This window comes from Micromonospora rifamycinica, assembly GCF_900090265.1.
Taxonomy (GTDB): Bacteria; Actinomycetota; Actinomycetes; order Mycobacteriales; family Micromonosporaceae; genus Micromonospora; species Micromonospora rifamycinica.
Window position 1 is genome coordinate 2710298 of record NZ_LT607752.1, and the last position, 17968, is coordinate 2728265.

Consider the following 17968-nt stretch of genomic DNA (forward strand, 5'->3'; position numbering starts at 1 on the left):
CCGGCGGACGCTGGTAACCCGTGCCTCATCCTGCCGTCACTCTCCCGACGGCGCACGGCGGGAGCCCGTGGAGGGCGGGCGGACCGGCCTCAGAACACCGGCAGACCGTCGATGCTGGCGGCGTTCTTGGTCGCCCGGTAGGTGACCAGGTCGTCGGCGGTACGCCGGGAGTGTGACGTGAGCAACAGGTCCCGGTCGCCCCGGTAGTCCATCAGGGGCACCGCGAAGCCGCAGGAGTCGCTGACCCGCTCCACGGCCACGTCGATCACGGCCCGGACGGCGTGCAGGTCGGGCGGGTCGGGAAAGGCGGCCAGCAGGGCGGCGAAGCCCGGGTCGGTGACCGGGGTGGCGACGCCCCGGCCGTGCAGCCGGAGGATCTTCGGCGGGCCGTCGAAGGCGCAGAACATCAGCGTGATCCGGCCGTTGTCCCGCAGGTGGGCGATCGTCTCCGCCCCGCTGCCGTGGTAGTCCAGCCAGGCCACCCGGTGTGGGCCGAGCACGACGAAGGTGCCGCGCATCCCCTTCGGCGAGACGTTGACGTGCCCCTCGGCGCCGCTGGGCGCGGTGGCCACGAAGAACATCGGCTGCGCCTCGACGAACTCCCGCAGTCGCCCGTCCAGCGCCGGATACACGGTCCCCATGCCGCCATCCTGCCGCCGCCGACCGCATTCCGGGAACGTCGTTCCCACCAGGCAGGAAGACCGTCCCGGAAACGTCGACACGGTGGGCCGCGCGGCCGGGCCGTCGGCGCGGCGGTGGTCAGCCCGGGCGGGCCGCCCGGACCAGGGCGGTCACCGGGCGCGGGTCGTCGTCGTTCTCCGGATGCCACTGCACCCCGAGCAGGAACCGCCGGGCCGGGTCCTCCACCGCCTCCACCACCCCGTCGTCGGCCCAGCCGGTGACGGTGAGGCCGCCCGGGTCGGCCACCCCCTGATGGTGGTACGAGTTGACCCGCTCCACCCCGGCCAGCACGGTCGCCGTCCGGCTCCCCGGGGCGAACCGCACCGGATGCGCCCCGTACACCCCGGGGGCGGGGCGGTGCCGGTCGTGGCCCACCACGTCCGGCAGGTGCTGGTGCAGCGTCCCGCCGTACGCGACGGCCAGCAACTGCATGCCCCGGCACACCCCGAGCACCGGCAGGTCGGCGGCGAACGCGGCGGCCAGCAGGGCGGACTCCCCGGCGTCCCGGTCCGGCCGGGGTTCGGTGCGCGGGTCCACCGGCTGGCCGTAACGCTCCGGGCCGACGTCCGCGCCCCCGGCCAGCAGCAGCCCGTCGAGGACGTCGACCACGTCGGCGTCCAGGTCGTCCGGGGGCAGCACCACGGCCCGGCCCCCGGCGGCGGTCACCGAGCGGACGTACGCCTGCGGCACCAGCGACGCCGGGACGTCCCGCCAGACCGCCCAGCTCGCCGGCTCGACGTACCCGGTGATCCCGATCAGCGGACGTGCCCGCCGGCCGGTCCCCGCGGGCCGGAGTGCGCGGGCCGGCGGGTGGCCGGGGTGGTCGCCGACCGGGCCGGGCCGGGCGGAGCCGGTCACAGCGGGGTGACGTACGCGCCGGTGATGCCGCCGTCGACGACGAACTGCGCGGCGGTCATGAACGAGGCGTCGTCGCTGGCCAGGAAGGCCACCGCGGCGGCGATCTCCTCCGGTGCGCCGAACCGGCCCATCGGCACGTGCACCAGCCGGCGGGCGGCCCGCTCCGGGTCGGCGGCGAACAGCTCCATCAGCAGCGGGGTGGCGACCGGGCCGGGGCAGAGCGCGTTGACCCGGATGCCCTCCCGGGCGAACTGCACGCCCAGCTCCCGGGTCATCGCCAGCACCCCGCCCTTGCTCGCGGTGTACGCGATCTGCGAGGTGGCCGCCCCCATCAGCGCCACGAACGAGGCGGTGTTGATGATCGACCCCTTGCCCTGCCGGCGCATGTGCCCGATCGCGTACTTGCAGCACAGGTAGACGCTGGTGGTGTTGACCCGCAGCACCCGCTCCCAGGCGTCCAGCCCGGTGTCGAGGATGGAGTCGTCGTCGGGCGGGGAGATGCCGGCGTTGTTGAACGCCACGTCGACCCGGCCGTGCCGCTCGACCACCCCGTCGAAGAGGCTCCGCACGGCCGCCTCGTCGGCGACGTCGGTGTGCACGTACTCCCCGCCGACCTCTTCGGCGGCCCGACCGCCGGCCTCGTCGTCGATGTCGACGCAGACCACCCGGGCCCCCTCGGCGGCGAACCGCCGCACGGTGGCCAACCCGATCCCGCTGCCCGCTCCGGTCACCACGGCGACCCGGTCCTGTAACCGACCCTGCACTGGCGTCACTCCTCCGTGCCGATGAAGACGTTCTTGACGTCGGTGAAGGCGTGCAGCGCGTCCGGGCCCAGCTCACGGCCGAGCCCGGAACGCTTCATCCCACCGAACGGGGTCCAGTAGCGCACCGAGGAGTGCGAGTTGACACTGAGGTTGCCCGCCTGGACCGCGCGGGCCAGCCGTAGCGCCCGGCCGACGTCCCGGGTCCAGATCGAGCCGGACAGGCCGTACTCGGTGTCGTTGGCGAGCCGGACGGCGTCGGCCTCGTCGTCGAAGGGGAGCACCGAGACGACCGGCCCGAAGATCTCCTCCCGCCAGTGCCGGTCGGCCGGGGAGTCGGCGAGCAGCACCGTCGGGGCGTGCCAGAAGCCTGGGCCTTCGGGGCAGGTGCCGGTGAAGGCGACCGTCGCGCCGTCGAGGTAGCCGGCGACCCGGTCGCGGTGGGCGGCGGAGATCAGCGGCCCCATCTCGGCGGTCTCGGCGGCCGGGTCCTCCACCCGCAGCGCCCGGACCGCGGGTTCGAGCAGCTCCAGGAACCGGTCGTACACCGGACGCTGGACCAGGATCCGGGAGCGGGCGCAGCAGTCCTGGCCGGCGTTGTCGAACACGGCGTACGGCGCGGTGGCCGCCGCCTTCTCCAGGTCGGCGTCGGCGAAGACCAGGTTGGCGCTCTTGCCGCCCAGCTCCAGGGTGACCCGCTTCACCTGGGCGGCGCAGCCCGCCATGATCCGGGTGCCGACCTCGGTGGAGCCGGTGAAGCAGACCTTGCGCACGGCCGGGTGGGTGACGAACCGTTCGCCGACCACGTCACCCCGACCGGGCAGCACGGTGAACACCCCGTCCGGCAGGCCGGCTTCGCGCCCCAGCTCGGCCAGCCGCAGCGCGGTCAGCGGGGTCAGCTCGGCGGGCTTGAGCACGACCGTGTTGCCGGCGGCCAGCGCCGGGGCGAAACCCCAGGCGGCGATGGGCATCGGGAAGTTCCACGGCACGATCACCCCGACCACGCCGAGCGGTTCGTGGAAGGTGACGTCCCAGCCGCCGGGCACCGGGATCTGCTGCCCGGTCAGCCGCTCCGGCGCCCCCGCGTAGTAGTCGAGCACGTCACGGACGTTGCCCGCCTCCCACCGTGCATTACCGATGGTGTGCCCCGCGTTGCGCACCTCCAGCTGAGCTAACTCCTCCAGGTGCGCGTCCACCATCCCCGCGAACCGCCGCAGAATCCGCCCCCGCTCCCCCGGCGCCACCCCCCGCCACGCTTCGAACGCGACGGCGGCCCGCGAGACAGCCCCATCCACCTCCCCCACCTCCACGCCCGGGACCTCCGCCACCACTTCCCCCCGAGCCGGATCCACCACCCGCGTCACACCCCACCCCTTTCCCCGTCGATCATGGAGTTGTGGTGCCCTACATAAGCCACGTCACACCACATATCGTCCACCACAACTCCAAGATCGACGCGGGAAGGGGGTTGGGGTGAGGGGGGTGGGGTGAGGGGGGTGGGGGTGGGGGTGGGGGTGGGGGTGGGGTTAGAGGCGTTCGAAGCCACGGGTCAGTTCCCAGTCGGTTACGGCGGCGTCGAAGGCGGACAGCTCGACCTTCGCCATGTTGGTGTAGTGGGCGTGTACCTCCTCGCCGAAGGCTGCCTTGGCGATGTCGGAGGTCTGCCAGAGGGTGAGGGCGTCGCGGAGGGTGGGTGGGACGCGCTCGGCGGACGGGTCGTCGTAGGCGTTGCCGGTGCACTCGTCGGCCAGCTCCAGCTCCTGCTCGATGCCGTGCACGGCCCCGGCGACCAGGGCGGCGATCGCCAGGTACGGGTTGACGTCCGCGCCGGGCACCCGGTTCTCCACCCGCATCCCCTGCCCGTGACCGACCAGCCGCAGCGCGCAGGTGCGGTTGTCGGTGCCCCAGCGCAGCGCGGTCGGCGCGAACGAGCCGGGCTGGTAGCGCTTGTAGGAGTTGATGTTGGGGGCGAACAGCAGGCTCATCTCCCGCATGGTGGCGAGCAGCCCGGCCAGCACCCGCTGCCCGGTGACGCTGAGCTGCGCCGGCCCGTCGCCGAGCATCGCCGAACGGCCGTCGACGTCGCGCAGCGAGAAGTGGATGTGGCAGGAGTTGCCCTCCCGGGCGTTCGGCTTGGCCATGAAGGTGATCGACATGCCCTCCTGGGCGGCGATCTCCTTCGCCCCGTTCTTGTAGATCACGTGGTGGTCGGCGCAGGCCACCGCCTCGTCGTAGCGGAAGGCGATCTCGTGCTGGCCGAGGTTGCACTCGCCCTTGGCGCTCTCCGGGGTCAGCCCCGCGCCGGCCATCTCGGTGCGGATCCGGCGCAGCAGCGGCTCCACCCGGGCGGTGCCGAGCAGCGAGTAGTCCACGTTGTACTGGTTGGCCGGGGTGAGGTCGCGGTAACCGCGCTGCCAGGCGTCCTCGTACGAGTCGCGGTAGAGGACGAACTCCAGCTCGGTGCCGGCGTACGCGGTCAGCCCGTGGTCGGCCAGCCGGTCGAGCTGCCGGCGCAGGATCTGCCGGGGCGAGGCGACCACCGGGCCGGACCCGTCCAGCCACTCCAGGTCGGCCAGGAGCAGGACGCTGCCCGGCTGCCACGGCATCCGGCGCAGGGTGGACAGGTCGGGACGCATGGCGAAGTCGCCGTAGCCGCGTTCCCAGCTCGACATGGCGTACCCGTCGACGGTGTTCATGTCGACGTCCACGGCGAGCAGGTAGTTGCAGCCCTCGCTGCCGTTGGCGACCACCTGGTCGAGGAAGAACGGGGCGTGGAACCGTTTGCCCTGGAGGCGGCCCTGCATGTCGGTCAGGGCGAGCACCACCGTGTCGATCTCGCCGTCGGCGACGGCGACCCGGAGCTGTTCCAGCGTGAGCGGGGCTTTCCTCATCCGTGCGCCTCCATCACCAAGGTCTACCGGCCTAGCGGATCACCGTCAATGCCCCGTCCGGGCGTCCCGGCAAACCCGCTCCCGGGGTACGCCGTCCCGCTCCGGAGCCGTCGCCCGCCACTGCCGCCCGGGGTGTCCGGCGCGGTGGCTCCGGGCGGTCCCCGCGCCCGACGACCCGCCCGGCTGGTGGTGCGCTCCGGTGGCATCGATTACCACTGGGAATTGCCGGGGCGCACAACACCGGAAACGATTATCTCCAACCCGGGAAAGAACTGCGGCGACACGCCGTTCATCCATTCGGACAGACCCTCGGAACGGCTATCGCCAATCACACAGTGACCTTGCGGGAGCGCCGCCGCCTTGCCAGACTCTGACCAACCGGGTTCGGCGTACCGCCTTTTCTCGAACGACCCGCCCCACTCCCCCGCCAACCACCTGCGCATGTGCGCGCCATGCGCCGGTGCGGCCTGCGGAGAAACGGCGCGTCCGCCGCACCCGACAGGAATTCCGACCGCCCGAACCATTCCAGCACGACGCACAAAGGACACGTCATGACGAGAGCAATTCTGCGCGGCACGCCCCGGTCCTTCGCCGCCATGGTGGCGACCGCCCTGTCCACCGTGCTGCTCGCGGTGGCCGCCCCGGCCCAGGCCGCACCCGCCGCCGGTGCCGAGTCGACCGGCCCGCTGTCCTCCCTCTCCGCCGGGACCATCGGCCGGCCGGCCGGCTCCGTCGGCACGCTCGCCTCGACCTCGGTGACGGGCACCGTCGGTTCCATCACCGTCACCTGCACGCTGACGCCGAGCACGCCGTTCGTCTACTACGGCGGCCCGTACGGTGGCGGCGAGGAGGGCCTGGCCACGGTGCGGTGTACCTACCCGGTCTACGCGATCCAGGTCGAGGTCGCCCTGTTCCGCTACGGCACCCAGGTCACCTACAACACGCACACCCTCTACAGCACCACCACGGCGAGCGCCGACACCGAGTACCCCCGGTCCACCGGGGAGTACAAGACCGGCGCGGACGCCTTCATCACCTGGAGCTACGGCGGCTCCACCAGCTTCGTCCCGCTGACCTTCAGCAACAGCATCTACCTCTGACGGTGCCCTGATCCGGCGCGGCAGGACATCCGCCGGCCCGACCGGGGCGGCCCCTGGCCGAGGCCTCTCTCCGGAGGCCCCACCAGGGGCTGCCCGTGGTGCGTGGGGTCGTCAGGCCGGCTCGTCGGCCCGCGCGGGGTCCACCGCCGCGGGCGACCCCGGCGGGGGCAGGTCGACGGTCCGGCGGGGGCCGGTGAACCACTTCCGGGCCGAGGCGTACCACCAGATGCCCACCCCGAGCAGCACCCCACCGACGGCCAGCGGCGCGTAGTTCACCGCCGACCAGCTGAACTCCGCGTTGCCGGGCACCCCGGCCGGCACGATCGGCAACACGAAGTAGACCGAGATGACCACGATCTCGACCACCGCGATCCAGCCGAACAGCTTGTACTTCCGGCCGAGGGTCCACGGCCCCGGCTGGAACCGGTCGCCGAGGCGCAGCCGCAGCGCGATCGGGATGACGAAGGACAGGTAGAGGCCGATCACCGCCACCGACACCACCGCGTAGAACGCGACCGGGACGCCGCCGCTCTGGTAGAGCGCCGGCAGGGTGAGCACCAGACCGGCCAGCGTCGCCCCGATGATCGCGTTGGCCGGGGTGCCGTTGCGGTCGACCTTGGACCACAGCCGCCAGCCCGGCACCGCCCGGTCGCGGCTGAACGCGTACGTCATCCGGCTCATCGAGGTCACGCAGCTCATCCCGCAGAAGAACTGCCCGATGGTGGAGATGATGATGACCGTCTTGAAGAAGAACGGCGTCAACGCGGACTCGAAGATCGCCCCGGAGAACCCGCCGGCCGCGTTGATCGCGTCCACGTCGGTGGCGGCGAACAGGAAGGCCAGCAACAGGATCCAGCCGCCCACCGCCGAATAGAAGATCGACCGCCACAGCCCCTTGGCGGCGGCCTGCGACGCACCCCGGGTCTCCTCCGAGACGTGCGCGCAGGCGTCGAATCCGGTGATCGTGTACTGGGTGAGCAGGAAGCCCAGCGGCAGCACGTAGAACCAGAAGGTCAGCCCACCGGTGTCGCCGTCACCGAAGCCCGAGTTGTTGAACCGCTCGGTGAACACGAACTGGAAGCTCTGGTGCTCGTCCGGCACCAGCAGCAGGATGGCCACCACGGCGGCCGCGCCGGCCACGTGCCACCAGACCGAGACGTTCTGGAGTACGTCGATGATCCGGTGCCCGAAGATGTTGATCAGCCCGTGCAGGGCCAGGATGATCACGAACAGGACGAACGCCTGCCGCAGCGTCCCCTCCCACCCGTCGAAGAGCGCCGACAGGGTGAGGTTGAGGAAGGTGGCGCAGCCGTAGTCCACCGACGCGGTGACAGCGACCAGGCCGATCAGGTTGAGCCAGCCGGTGAACCAGCCGTGCACCGGCCGGCCCATCTTCGCCGCCCACCAGTAGATCCCCCCGGCGGTCGGGTACGCCGACACCAGCTCGGCCAGGCAGAAACCGATGATCAGGATGAACAGCGAGATCAGCGGCCAGCCCCAGGAGATGGCGACCGGCCCGCCGTTGTTCCACGCCTGGCCGAACGTGGTGAAGCAACCGGCCAGGATCGAGATGATCGAGAACGAGATGGCAAAGTTGGAGAAGCCGCTCCACGTGCGGCGCAGCTCCTGCTGGTAGCCGAGTTCGGCGAGCCGTCGGGCGTCGTCGTCCGGCGGCGCGGTCGGCGGTTGCCCGGCGGTCGATTGTCCGTTGGTCGGTCGTCCGCTGGTCGGCGGGGGCGTCGTGGCCACAGCACACCTCCGTGAGGTGGTACCCGGTACCGCCCGGGTGGTCCCGGTACGAGTGCGCCCGAGTCTCGTCCCGCCGATAACCACGGTCAATCCGTCGCCGGTGCCGAACTCGTTACATCGCGCACCCCGGCCCGGCAGTAGCGGCATCCCCAGTGGGCAATGGGGACGTTCCCAGCCAGGCGGGAGGGACGCCGACCCAGGCGGGAGGGACGTCCCAGCGGGGCAGTGGGGCGTCCCCAGCCCGCGGTAATCAGATTGCCCCGAGCCGCGCACCGCCGCATGCTTGAGCCCGTGACCAGGCCCGATCGCGACGGGCCGACGCCGGGCGCTCGGCAGGAGCCCGGCTCACGGCGGCGCGGGGCGTCCACCTCTCTCTCACGTACGGCGTCCCGCCGTACCCGACGGACGTCCCGCACCGCCGTCCCCGGTCGACACCGGGCCGACCGCCCCTGGCCAATGGCAACGGCGCGGGGAGTATGCCCAGCAGTCATATTCATGCCTGAGGGGCATAAGGCTGTCGACGGAATGCTGACACGTCGACCCGCTCGGCGCCGGCCGGCAAGAGGCGATCAACATCATGTCCGTCGATACGACGCCCGGCCGCCGCACGACGAGGTCGGCGCGTTCCCGCCGAGCCGACCCCGGCGGGCTGGTGCCGACACGAGGGTGAACCGCCCCGTCAGAGACTCCCACCGGAGCTGCGGAGGTTACTGCCGTCCGTCGGGTTCCGGTGGTCGTCCAGCCGGCGGCGGGCCTCCGCCGACGCCGCCAGGTCGCGGACCCGGCGGTCCCCGTCGATCGCCGTCCGCCGACTGCGGCGCCACAGTGCCAGGGCCACGACGGCCAACAATACGACGATGAGGATGATGAGCCAGCGCATGATCGCCTCCCGAAGGTGAAGTCCCTGCCGTCCAGGTTGCCCTTTCAGGTCAAGGATGGGAAGTGGCGCAACCCGGGGCGAACTCCAGATCAGATTGCAGTTTTGCAGACGACATGCCGATACGAGTACACGAAATCGCTATTTGATCACGTCGATTCTCAGCATTCCTACCGGCGGCCCAGTAGCAGCGCATCTCCGTCACCGAGTGCGGGCGCATGAGGCGGGCTACCAGGCGTTGATCACCTGACCAGACAGATCACCACCGCTGCCCGATCTTCCGCCCAGCCTCGGCGACCCACCCCGTCTTGATCGACACACCTGGGTCGATGTTGCGCTGTCCCAGCGACCGGATACCGCATCAACGACCCAACTGAGTCGACCATGCCCCCGGCAGGGGAGAGTCGATCATGCCGGCCCCCGCCCGCACAGGAAGAGTCGATCATGCCGCCCCTGCCAGGATGGGTGAGTCGATCATGCCGGCCCACGCCGGCACAGGTGAGTCGATCATGGCTGTGTCGTGGGGGGTCAGGTGAGCAGTAGGCCCGCCACCCAGAGGGCGGCGACGAGCAGCCCGGCCAGGAACTCCACCAGCATGGACAGGCCGGCCGCCTTCAACGCCTGGACGGTCGCCGGCCAGGCGAGCTGGTTGCTGCCCAGCCGCAGCCGCTCGGCCCCCCACACCCCGCCGACGAAGCCGATCACCAGGCCCACCACCGGGATGACGAAGAACCCGACCAGCCCGAGCAGACCCCCGACGAGCAGGGACGACGTGGGCACCCCGGTGCGCTTCAGGTTGCGCCCCGGCCAGGCGTACTTGACCACGGCACCGGCGGCGGCGACCACCGTGGCCGCGCCGAGCACCGCCCAGCGGCCCGGCCCGGCACCGCCGAAGAGCGCCCAGACCAGCACCCCGCCCCAGCACAGCGGCAGCGCCGGCAGGCCGGGCACCACCACCCCGGCCAGGCCGGCGACGATCGCGAGCGCCGCGATCACCGAGGCCGCCGTCCCGCCGTCGGTCAGGCTCACCCCGCCACCTCTCCCCCGTCCGGTCCCGATCCGATGCCGCCCCGCAGGCGGGCGGTGATCTGGCCCGCCGGGGTGGGCGGGCCGAACCAGCGGCCCTGCCCGGTGTCGCAGCGCAGCGCCCGCAACCGCTCCGCCTGCTCCCCGGTCTCCACCGCCTCGGCGGTCACCCACAGCTCCAGTGCGTGCGCCAACCGGACCAGGGCGTCGACGATCCGTTCGTCACGGTGGTCGGGCGGAGACCCGTCGCCGACACCCCGGATGCCCTCGACGAACGGACCGGCCAGCTTCAGGCAGTGGATCGGCAGCCGCCGCAGGTAGACCAGGTTGGAGTAGCCGGTGCCGAAGTCGTCGATCGCCAGCCGTACCCCCAGGTCGGCCAACCGGTACAACGACCGTAACGGCTCCCCGGCGGTGCCCATCACGGCGCTCTCCGTCAGCTCCAGCTGCAACAGCTCCGCCGGCAGGCCCGTCCGGCTCAGCGCACTGGCCACCGTGTCCACGATCGCCGGGTCGTCCGCCTGCCGGGCCGCCAGGTTGACGCTGACCACCAGTTTCGCCTCGGGGAACTCGCGGTGCCAGGCGCGGGCGTCGCGGCACGCCTGCCTCAGCACCCACTCCCCGAGCCGGACGATCAGCCCGGTCTCCTCGGCCAACCCGATGAACCGGTCGGGGCCGACCAGACCCAGCTCCGGGTGCGCCCAGCGGACCAGCGCCTCCACCGCGATCATCGAGCCGTCCAGCAGGGAGACGATCGGCTGGTAGTGGACCACGAACTCGCCCCGGTCGAGGGCTGCCGGCAGGCCCGCCGCCAGGGCGGACCGGGCGATGTCGGCGGCGCTGCGCTCCGGGTCGTACACCGCCCAGCGGCCCCGGCCCTCCGCCTTCGCCCAGTACAGCGTGGTGTCGGCGGCCTTCATCAGCTCGGAGACGCTGGTCTCGCTGGCCGGGCACTCGACCACCCCGATGCTGGCCGAGACGGCGAGCTGGTGGTCGCCGACGAGCACCGGGGCGGCCACCGCGGCCAGCGCCAACTCGGCGACGCCCACCGCATCGTCGATCCCCTCTCCGCCGTTGACCAGGATGACGAACTCGTCGCCGCCCATCCGGGCCACCAGGTGCCCCTGGCCGATCACGCAGTCGGAGAGCCGTCGGGCGATGGTGACCAGCAGCCGGTCACCGAGGTCGTGGCCGAGGCTGTCGTTGACCGCCTTGAAGCCGTCCAGGTCGAGGAAGCAGACGCCGATCCGCTGCTCGGGGGCGGCGTCGGCGAAGACCTGACCGAGGGTCTCGAAGAACAGCGTCCGGTTGGGCAGGCCGGTGAGCGGGTCGTGCAGCGCCTGGAAGCGCAGCCGCTGCTGGAGTTCGTACCGCTGGGTGATGTCCTCGATCATCGCGACGGTGAACCGGGGTCGACCGTCGTCGTGGCGGATCAGCGAGACGGCCAGGTCGGTCCAGACGACGCTGCCGTCCTTGCGGTAGTAGCGCTTCTCCACCCGTACGCTGTCGTGCTTGCCCTCGATCAGCTCCTGGTACAGCTCCCACATGCCGGCCGCGTCCTCGGCGTGGAAGAGCGACGCGACGTTGGTCTGCCGCAGCTCCTCCGGGGTGTAGCCGAGCATGTCGGCGAAGGACTGGTTGACGTCGATGATCTGACCGTCGATGCCGGCGATGCCGATACCGATGGCCGCGCCGGTGAAGACGGCCCGGAACCGGGCCTCGCTGTCCCGCAGCGCCCGCTCCACCGCGTCCCGGGCCTGCCACGCCGAGCGGGCGATCCGTTCCTGCTGGCTGAAGGTACGGTCCCGCAGCGCGCGGCCGAATCCGGCGGCCAGTCCACCCTGGAGGGCGGCCACCCGGGTGGTCAGGTCGGACGGCAGGTCGACCGGGGGCAGCACCCGCTGCGGCAACTGCTCGCCGAGCGCCCGCACCGACCAGTCCAGGATCCGCGGCTCGGTCAGGTGCGCCTCCACCAACGCCCGGCCGACCTCCTCCGCCGGGGTGGTGGAGAAGTCGTCGGCGAGCAGGGCCTGCGCCAACCGTACGGTGTGCACGAGCAGCAGCCGCTCGGTCTCGTCCGCGCTCATCGGCACGAACCCGAGCCGGCGTACCGCCCGTGCCCAGTCGGCGGCGTAGCCCTGGGCACCCGGCCGGGCGTCGGTGCCGCCGGAGTCCGGAACGGCGGACATGGTCGGCTCAGCCGGCTGTGCGGTCGTACCGGGCGACGCCGCCGAACGCCCCGAACCGCTCGGGGTGCTCGTCCACGTCGGACGGGGAGTCGGGCCGCCACAACGGCATGTGCACCACGCCGGGCTCCAGCACAGTCCAGTCACCGAAGAAGCCGGTGACCTCGGCGCGGGACCGTAGCGTGATCTCGGTGTCGGTGCGCGCCGAGAGCCGCTGCGCGTCCAGCATCTCCTGGGGTTGATCCTCGAACGTGGAGTGCGAGACGACCAGGAAGCTGCCCGGTGCGGCGGCGGCCCGCAGGGTGGCCAGGATCTCCGCCGGCCGGTCGGCGTCCGGGACGAAGTGCACGACCCCGGCGAGCAGGATGCCGAGCGGCCGGTCGACGTCGATCAGGCCGCTGGACCGGGCCTCGTCCAGGATCAGCTTCGGCTCGCGCAGGTCGGCGTGGATGGCGACGGCCCGGTCGTTGCCGGCGAGCAGTTCCCGGCTGTGCGCCACGGCCACCGGGTCGATGTCGACGTAGACGATCCGGGCCTGCGGGTTGGCGGCCTGGGCGACCTCGTGGACGTTGCCGACGGTGGGGATGCCCGAGCCGATGTCGAGGAACTGGTCGATGCCGGCGTCGAGCAGCACCCGGACCGCGCGGCGCAGGAACTCCCGGCCGGCGCGCATGGTGTCGGCGAGGTTCGGGGTCATGCTGGCGATCTGTTCGGCGAGCCGCCGGTCGATCTCGAAGTTGTGCGCGCCGCCGAGGAAGTAGTCGTAGACCCGGGCGGCGCTGGGCCGGCTCAGGTCGATCTCGGCGGGAAGTCCGTCCGACGTCTGCATCGCTGACTGGCCCCCAGTTCGTCGCCGCGGTGCGGGAGGGCACCGGTGTCGGCGGCGTGCGCGGGCACGCGGAGCCGCACCGGCCGACCCGCGGATCGTGTGGTGCTGACCACTCTAGGCCCGTCCGTCCAGGTGCGGGAGATCAGCTCACCCCGATCTGTGGCCGCCCCAGCAGGGAGGACGGCCCGAACGGCCGGCGGTAACCCTAAGCAGCCGGACACCTATCGGTCGGTGACGACGACCGGCTCAGTCGGCGGATTCGAGCAGTAGGGAGATGCCCTGCCCCACCCCGACGCACATGGTGGCCAGCGCCCGTCGACCGCCCCGGCGGCGCAGCTCCAGGGCGGCGGTCAACGCCAGCCGGGCGCCGCTGGCCCCGAGCGGGTGCCCCAGCGCGATCGCCCCGCCGTTCGGGTTGACGTGCTCGGCGTCCTCCGGCAGGCCCAGCTCGCGGAGCACCGCGACCCCCTGCGCGGCGAACGCCTCGTTCAGCTCGATCACGTCGACGTCGGCCAGCGCGACGCCGAGCCGGTCCAGCAGCCGGCGGGTGGCCGGGACCGGCCCGATCCCCATGATCCGCGGCGGTACGCCGGCCGCCGCCGCGCCGCGGATCCGGGCCAGCGGGGTGAGCCCGTAGCGGGACACCGCCGCCGCGGAGGCGACCAGCAGGGCGACCGCGCCGTCGTTGACCCCGGAGGAGTTGCCGGCGGTGACCGTACCGCCGTCCCGGAACGGGGTGGGCAGCGCGGCCAGCTTCGCCAGCGACGTCTCCCGGGGGTGCTCGTCGACCTCGACCAGCCTCGTCTCCCGGCGGCCGGCCGGCACGGTCACCGGCACGATCTCTTCGGCGAACCGGCCGTCGGCCTGCGCCTTGGCGGCCCGCTGCTGCGAGCGCAGGGCGAACTCGTCCTGCGCCCGCCGGTCGACGCCGAACTCGGCGGCCACGTTCTCGGCGGTCTCCGGCATCGAGTCGATGCCCCAACCCGCTTTCATCAGCGGGTTGACCAGCCGCCAGCCGAGGGTGGTGTCGTACACCTCGGCGGCGCGGGAGTAGGGGGTGGCGGCCTTCGGCATGACGAACGGGGCGCGACTCATGCTCTCGACGCCCCCGGCGAGCACCAGGTCGGCCTCGCCGGCCACCACGGCGCGGGCGGCGGTGGCCAGCGCGTCCAGCCCGGAGCCGCAGAGCCGGTTGACGGTGCTGCCGGGCACCTCCTGCGGCAGGCCGGCCAGCAGCGCCGCCATCCGGGCCACGTTGCGGTTGTCCTCGCCGGCCTGGTTGGCGCAGCCCAGCACCACGTCGTCGACCCGGGTCCAGTCCACCGAGGGGTGGCGGGCGACCAGTTCGCGCAGCACGTGGGCGGCCAGGTCGTCGGGGCGCACCCCGGCGAGGGCACCGGCGTACCGGCCGATCGGGGTACGGACTCCGGCCACGAGGTATGCCACGGTCATCGACGCACGTCCTTCGGGGGGTGGGAAGGGGCTGGCGGGCCGGCGTGGCCCGGGTCACGCCGACGCCGGCCGTCAGGATATCCGCGCCCGGTGGGCCGTGCCGGGGGCGGATAGGTTGGAGACATGGCCCCGTTCAACGCAGTGACCCCCACCGGTGGGGCGGTCGTCCGCCGGCCCGGCCGGGCCACCCCGTACCGCCGTGCCTGACGCCGCGTCGGTCCGGGCCGCCGCCGGGTGGGTCGCCGCCGGGTGCGTGCTGGTCGGCGCGGTCGCGGTGACCGTCGCCGTCGCCGCCGGTCCCGGCAGCCCGGCGGGCGGGTACGTCAGTGAGGCCGGTGTCCCCGACAGCGCTCTCGCGTCGACGTACCGGATGGGGGTCTTCACCCTGGCGGCGGCGCTGCTGGCGCTGGCCGCCGCGCTGCCGACGGCGCTGCGGGCCGCGGCCGTCCTGCTCGCGGCCGGCGCGGTCGGCGCGGTGCTCTCCGGCGCGGTCACCTGCAGCGCCGGCTGCCCGCTGCCGCCGTTCGAGGCGGCGACCCCGGCGGACCTGGTGCACGGCGGGGCGAGCATCGCCGCGGTCGGGGTGACCGTGCTCGCGATGCTGGTGATCGGTTTCCTCCGCCCGGCGACGCCGGCCCTGCGGCGGGTGGCCCGGGTGTCCGGGGTGCTGGCGTTGCCGGTGGCCGGGGCGACCGCCCTGGGGCTGCTGACGGTGGGTCGCGGCGGCCTGCTGGGCGGGCTGGAACGGCTGCTGCTGGCGATCTGCGTCGGCTGGGGCCTGCTCACCGCGCTGCTGCTGACCCGGCACCGACCTGCGGCACGGAGCGTGCCGGACGGTGCCGAACATGACGAACCGGTCGCCGCGTCGAGAACGCCCCTGTAAGGAGCCTCACGCCGAGCGCTCCTTCCACCTGCCGAGCGTCCCGGAGTAGCGTCGGCTGGCGATGACCAATGTCTGGCACCTCACCGTGCGCCTGTACGTCGATCTCCGACGGCAGGCCAGCGGGGTCTGTCCGGCGCAGCCACGCTCCTGACGCTGCCCACCGGCCACCCCCTTCAGACCCGGGACACCCCATGTCTTCCACCCTGCGTAAATTCCCCTTCTCCGCCCAGATCCTGCTCGGCCTCGTCCTCGGCGTGGCCCTGGGCTTCCTCGCCCGTGCCAACGACCTGAGCTGGCTGGCCAGCACCCTCGACACCGTCGGCGGACTCTTCGTCCAGCTGCTCAAGCTGGCCGTGCCGCCGCTGGTCTTCACCGCCATCGTGATCAGCGTGGTCAGCCTGCGCGGGGTGGCCAACGCCGCCCGGCTGGCGCTCAAGACGCTGCTCTGGTTCGGGGCCACCGCGCTGATCGCGGTGAGCATCGGCATCGGTCTCGGCCTGGTGACCAACCCGGGCCGGGGGGTCAGCCTGGACGTCGGCGGCGCCACCGCGCCGAAGACCACCGGCTCGTGGACGGACTTCCTCACCGGCATCGTGCCGACCAACCCGGTCGGCGCGTTCGTCGAGGGCAACGTGCTCCAGATCGTCTTCCTCGCCCTGGTCGTCGGGGCCGCCGCGCTGCTGGTCGGCGCGGCCGCCGAACCCTTCGTCGAGGTCAACCGGGCGGTGCTGGCCATCGTGCAGAAGGCGCTGTGGTGGGTGATCCGACTCGCCCCGATCGGCACCCTCGGCCTGATCGGCCACGCGGTCGCCGCGTACGGCTGGGACCTGCTGGCCCCGCTGGCGAAGTTCACCACCGCGGTCTACGTCGGCTGCGCGGTCGTCCTGTTCGTGGTCTACCCGCTGCTGCTGGTGACGGCCGCCCGGCTCAACCCGCTGCGCTTCTTCGCCGGTGCCTGGCCGGCGATCGAACTGGCCTTCGTCTCCCGTTCCTCGGTGGGCACCATGCCGGTGACCCAGCGCTCCGTCGAGCGGCTCGGCGTCCCCCGCGAGTACGCCTCCTTCGCGGTGCCGTTCGGCGCGACCACCAAGATGGACGGCTGCGCCGCGATCTACCCGGCCCTCGCCGCGATCTTCGTGGCCCAGGTCTTCGGGGTGGACCTCGGCGTCGGCGACTACCTGCTGATCGCCTTCGTCTCGGTGGTCGGTTCGGCCGCCACCGCCGGCCTGACCGGTGCCATCGTGATGCTCACCCTGACCCTGAGCACGCTGGGCCTGCCGCTGGCCGGGGCCGGTCTGCTGCTGGCCATCGACCCGATCCTGGACATGATCCGCACCGCCACCAACGTGGCCGGGCAGGCCGTCGTGCCGACCATCGTGGCCGCCCGCGAGGGCACCCTGGACCGGGACGCCTACGCCGCCGCCGGCCGGCGGGACCTGACCGACGCCGACGAGACCGCCGACGCCGAGCCGCCGGCCCGCCGCGACGAGCTGACGCCGGCACCCGCCTGAGCGCGCCGGGCGCTCCCCCGGACCCTGCGCCCCGCCCCGCACCGCCACCTGCCCGTACCGGAGGATCACCCGCATGAGTTCCCTGTTCACCCCCCTCGCCCTCCGCGGCGTCACCCTGCCGAACCGGATCGCCCTGGCGCCGATGTGCCAGTACAGCTCCGGCCCGGACGGCCTGCCCACCGACTGGCACCGGGTGCACCTCGGCTCCCGGGCCGTCGGCGGTGCCGGCCTGATCGTCACCGAGGCCACCGCGGTCGTCCCCGAGGGACGGATCAGCCCCCAGGACACCGGCATCTGGTCCGACGCGCACGTCGACGCGTGGCGTCCGGTCACCGCGTTCGTCGCCGGGCAGGGGGCGGTGCCCGCCGTGCAGCTCGCGCACGCCGGGTTCAAGGCCAGCACCTACCGGCCCTGGGCGCGGCAGCACGGCGGGGTGCCGGACGCCGAGGGCGGTTGGACGCCGGTCGGCCCGGGAGCCGACCCGTTCCTGCCCGACTACCGGCGGCCGACCGCGCTGGACTCCGCCGGGATCGCCGGGGTGGTGTCGGCCTTCGCCACCGCCGCCGGCCGGGCCGTCGACGCCGGCTTCGCCGTGGTGGAGATCCACGCCGCGCACGGCTACCTGCTGCACGAGTTCCTGTCCCCGCTGACCAACCACCGCACCGACGGCTACGGCGGCGACCGGGCCGCCCGGATGCGGCTCACCCTGGAGGTCGCCCGCGCGGTCCGCGCCACCGTCGGCGAGCAGGTGCCGGTGCTCACCCGGATCTCCGCCACCGACTGGGTGGACGGCGGCTGGACGGTGGACGACAGCGTCGCCCTCGCCGCCGAACTCGCCGCGACCGGGGTGGACCTGGTGGACGTCTCCTCCGGCGGGGCGGCGGCCGGAGCCAGCATCCCGGTCGGGCCGGGCTACCAGGTGCCGATGGCCGCGCGGATCCGCCGCGAGGCGGGCGTCCCGACCGGCGCGGTCGGCCTGATCGTCGAGCCGGAGCAGGCCGAGCAGATCGTCGCCGCAGGCGAGGCCGACCTGGTGCTGCTCGGCCGGGAGCTGCTCCGCGACCCGTACTGGCCGCGCCGCGCCGCCGCCAAGCTCGGTGCCGCCCCCGACTGGCCCGACCCGTACGCCCGCGCCTTCTGACCTGCCCGCCGGCCACCACCGGC

15 protein-coding genes are annotated in these 17968 nt (G+C 72.9%); 4 read left to right on the forward strand and 11 right to left on the reverse strand.

Annotated elements, in window-relative coordinates:
- Positions 1-89 precede the first annotated feature (89 nt).
- From GA0070623_RS10945 to GA0070623_RS10965, 5 genes are all read right to left on the reverse strand, one after another.
- Positions 90-641, reverse strand: coding sequence for a pyridoxamine 5'-phosphate oxidase family protein (locus GA0070623_RS10945; protein ID WP_067304957.1), 552 nt, complete (start codon positions 639-641; stop codon positions 90-92).
- A 118-nt stretch (positions 642-759) separates the two neighbouring features.
- Positions 760-1440, reverse strand: a complete 681-nt coding sequence (locus GA0070623_RS10950) for a gamma-glutamyl-gamma-aminobutyrate hydrolase family protein (RefSeq protein WP_067304991.1) — start codon at positions 1438-1440, stop codon at positions 760-762.
- Positions 1441-1535: 95 nt separating this feature from the next.
- Positions 1536-2303, reverse strand: coding sequence for a 3-oxoacyl-ACP reductase (locus GA0070623_RS10955; RefSeq protein WP_067304953.1), 768 nt, complete (start codon positions 2301-2303; stop codon positions 1536-1538).
- Between the two features lie 5 nt (positions 2304-2308).
- On the reverse strand, positions 2309-3664 hold the full coding sequence (locus GA0070623_RS10960) for an aldehyde dehydrogenase family protein (RefSeq protein ID WP_067304950.1): 1356 nt from the start codon (positions 3662-3664) through the stop codon (positions 2309-2311).
- Positions 3665-3826: 162 nt separating this feature from the next.
- Positions 3827-5191 (reverse strand): glutamine synthetase family protein, encoded by a 1365-nt coding sequence (locus GA0070623_RS10965; protein ID WP_067304947.1) that lies wholly within the window; start codon positions 5189-5191, stop codon positions 3827-3829.
- A 551-nt stretch (positions 5192-5742) separates the two neighbouring features.
- Between GA0070623_RS10965 and GA0070623_RS10970 the strand changes: the two genes are divergently transcribed.
- Positions 5743-6291, forward strand: a complete 549-nt coding sequence (locus GA0070623_RS10970) for a hypothetical protein (protein ID WP_157517491.1) — start codon at positions 5743-5745, stop codon at positions 6289-6291.
- Positions 6292-6402: 111 nt separating this feature from the next.
- On the opposite strand, the gene GA0070623_RS10975 is transcribed toward GA0070623_RS10970, so the two are convergent.
- The 6 genes from GA0070623_RS10975 to pcaF form a co-directional block, all read right to left on the reverse strand.
- Complete coding sequence (locus tag GA0070623_RS10975) at positions 6403-8040, reverse strand: amino acid permease (protein WP_231932746.1); 1638 nt, start codon at positions 8038-8040, stop codon at positions 6403-6405.
- Positions 8041-8719: 679 nt separating this feature from the next.
- Positions 8720-8920, reverse strand: coding sequence for a hypothetical protein (locus GA0070623_RS10980; RefSeq protein ID WP_067304942.1), 201 nt, complete (start codon positions 8918-8920; stop codon positions 8720-8722).
- Between the two features lie 525 nt (positions 8921-9445).
- Positions 9446-9946, reverse strand: coding sequence for a DUF456 domain-containing protein (locus tag GA0070623_RS10985; protein ID WP_067304939.1), 501 nt, complete (start codon positions 9944-9946; stop codon positions 9446-9448).
- Positions 9943-12132: a putative bifunctional diguanylate cyclase/phosphodiesterase gene (locus GA0070623_RS10990; protein ID WP_067304936.1), complete on the reverse strand. Its 2190-nt coding sequence runs from the start codon at positions 12130-12132 to the stop codon at positions 9943-9945. The genes GA0070623_RS10985 and GA0070623_RS10990 overlap by 4 nt, the downstream gene beginning before the upstream one ends.
- 7 nt (positions 12133-12139) lie before the next feature.
- A complete protein-coding gene (locus GA0070623_RS10995) occupies positions 12140-12958 on the reverse strand; it encodes an SAM-dependent methyltransferase (RefSeq protein ID WP_067304932.1) in 819 nt (272 codons plus the stop codon).
- Between the two features lie 246 nt (positions 12959-13204).
- Positions 13205-14410: a 3-oxoadipyl-CoA thiolase gene (pcaF, locus tag GA0070623_RS11000; protein ID WP_067304929.1), complete on the reverse strand. Its 1206-nt coding sequence runs from the start codon at positions 14408-14410 to the stop codon at positions 13205-13207.
- A gap of 199 nt (positions 14411-14609) precedes the next feature.
- Between pcaF and GA0070623_RS11005 the strand changes: the two genes are divergently transcribed.
- From GA0070623_RS11005 to GA0070623_RS11015, 3 genes are all read left to right on the forward strand, one after another.
- On the forward strand, positions 14610-15293 hold the full coding sequence (locus GA0070623_RS11005) for a DUF998 domain-containing protein (RefSeq protein ID WP_067304925.1): 684 nt from the start codon (positions 14610-14612) through the stop codon (positions 15291-15293).
- Between the two features lie 203 nt (positions 15294-15496).
- Positions 15497-16804, forward strand: coding sequence for a dicarboxylate/amino acid:cation symporter (locus GA0070623_RS11010; RefSeq protein WP_172898507.1), 1308 nt, complete (start codon positions 15497-15499; stop codon positions 16802-16804).
- A gap of 73 nt (positions 16805-16877) precedes the next feature.
- Positions 16878-17945, forward strand: coding sequence for an NADH:flavin oxidoreductase/NADH oxidase (locus GA0070623_RS11015; RefSeq protein WP_067304919.1), 1068 nt, complete (start codon positions 16878-16880; stop codon positions 17943-17945).
- Positions 17946-17968: the final 23 nt, after the last annotated feature.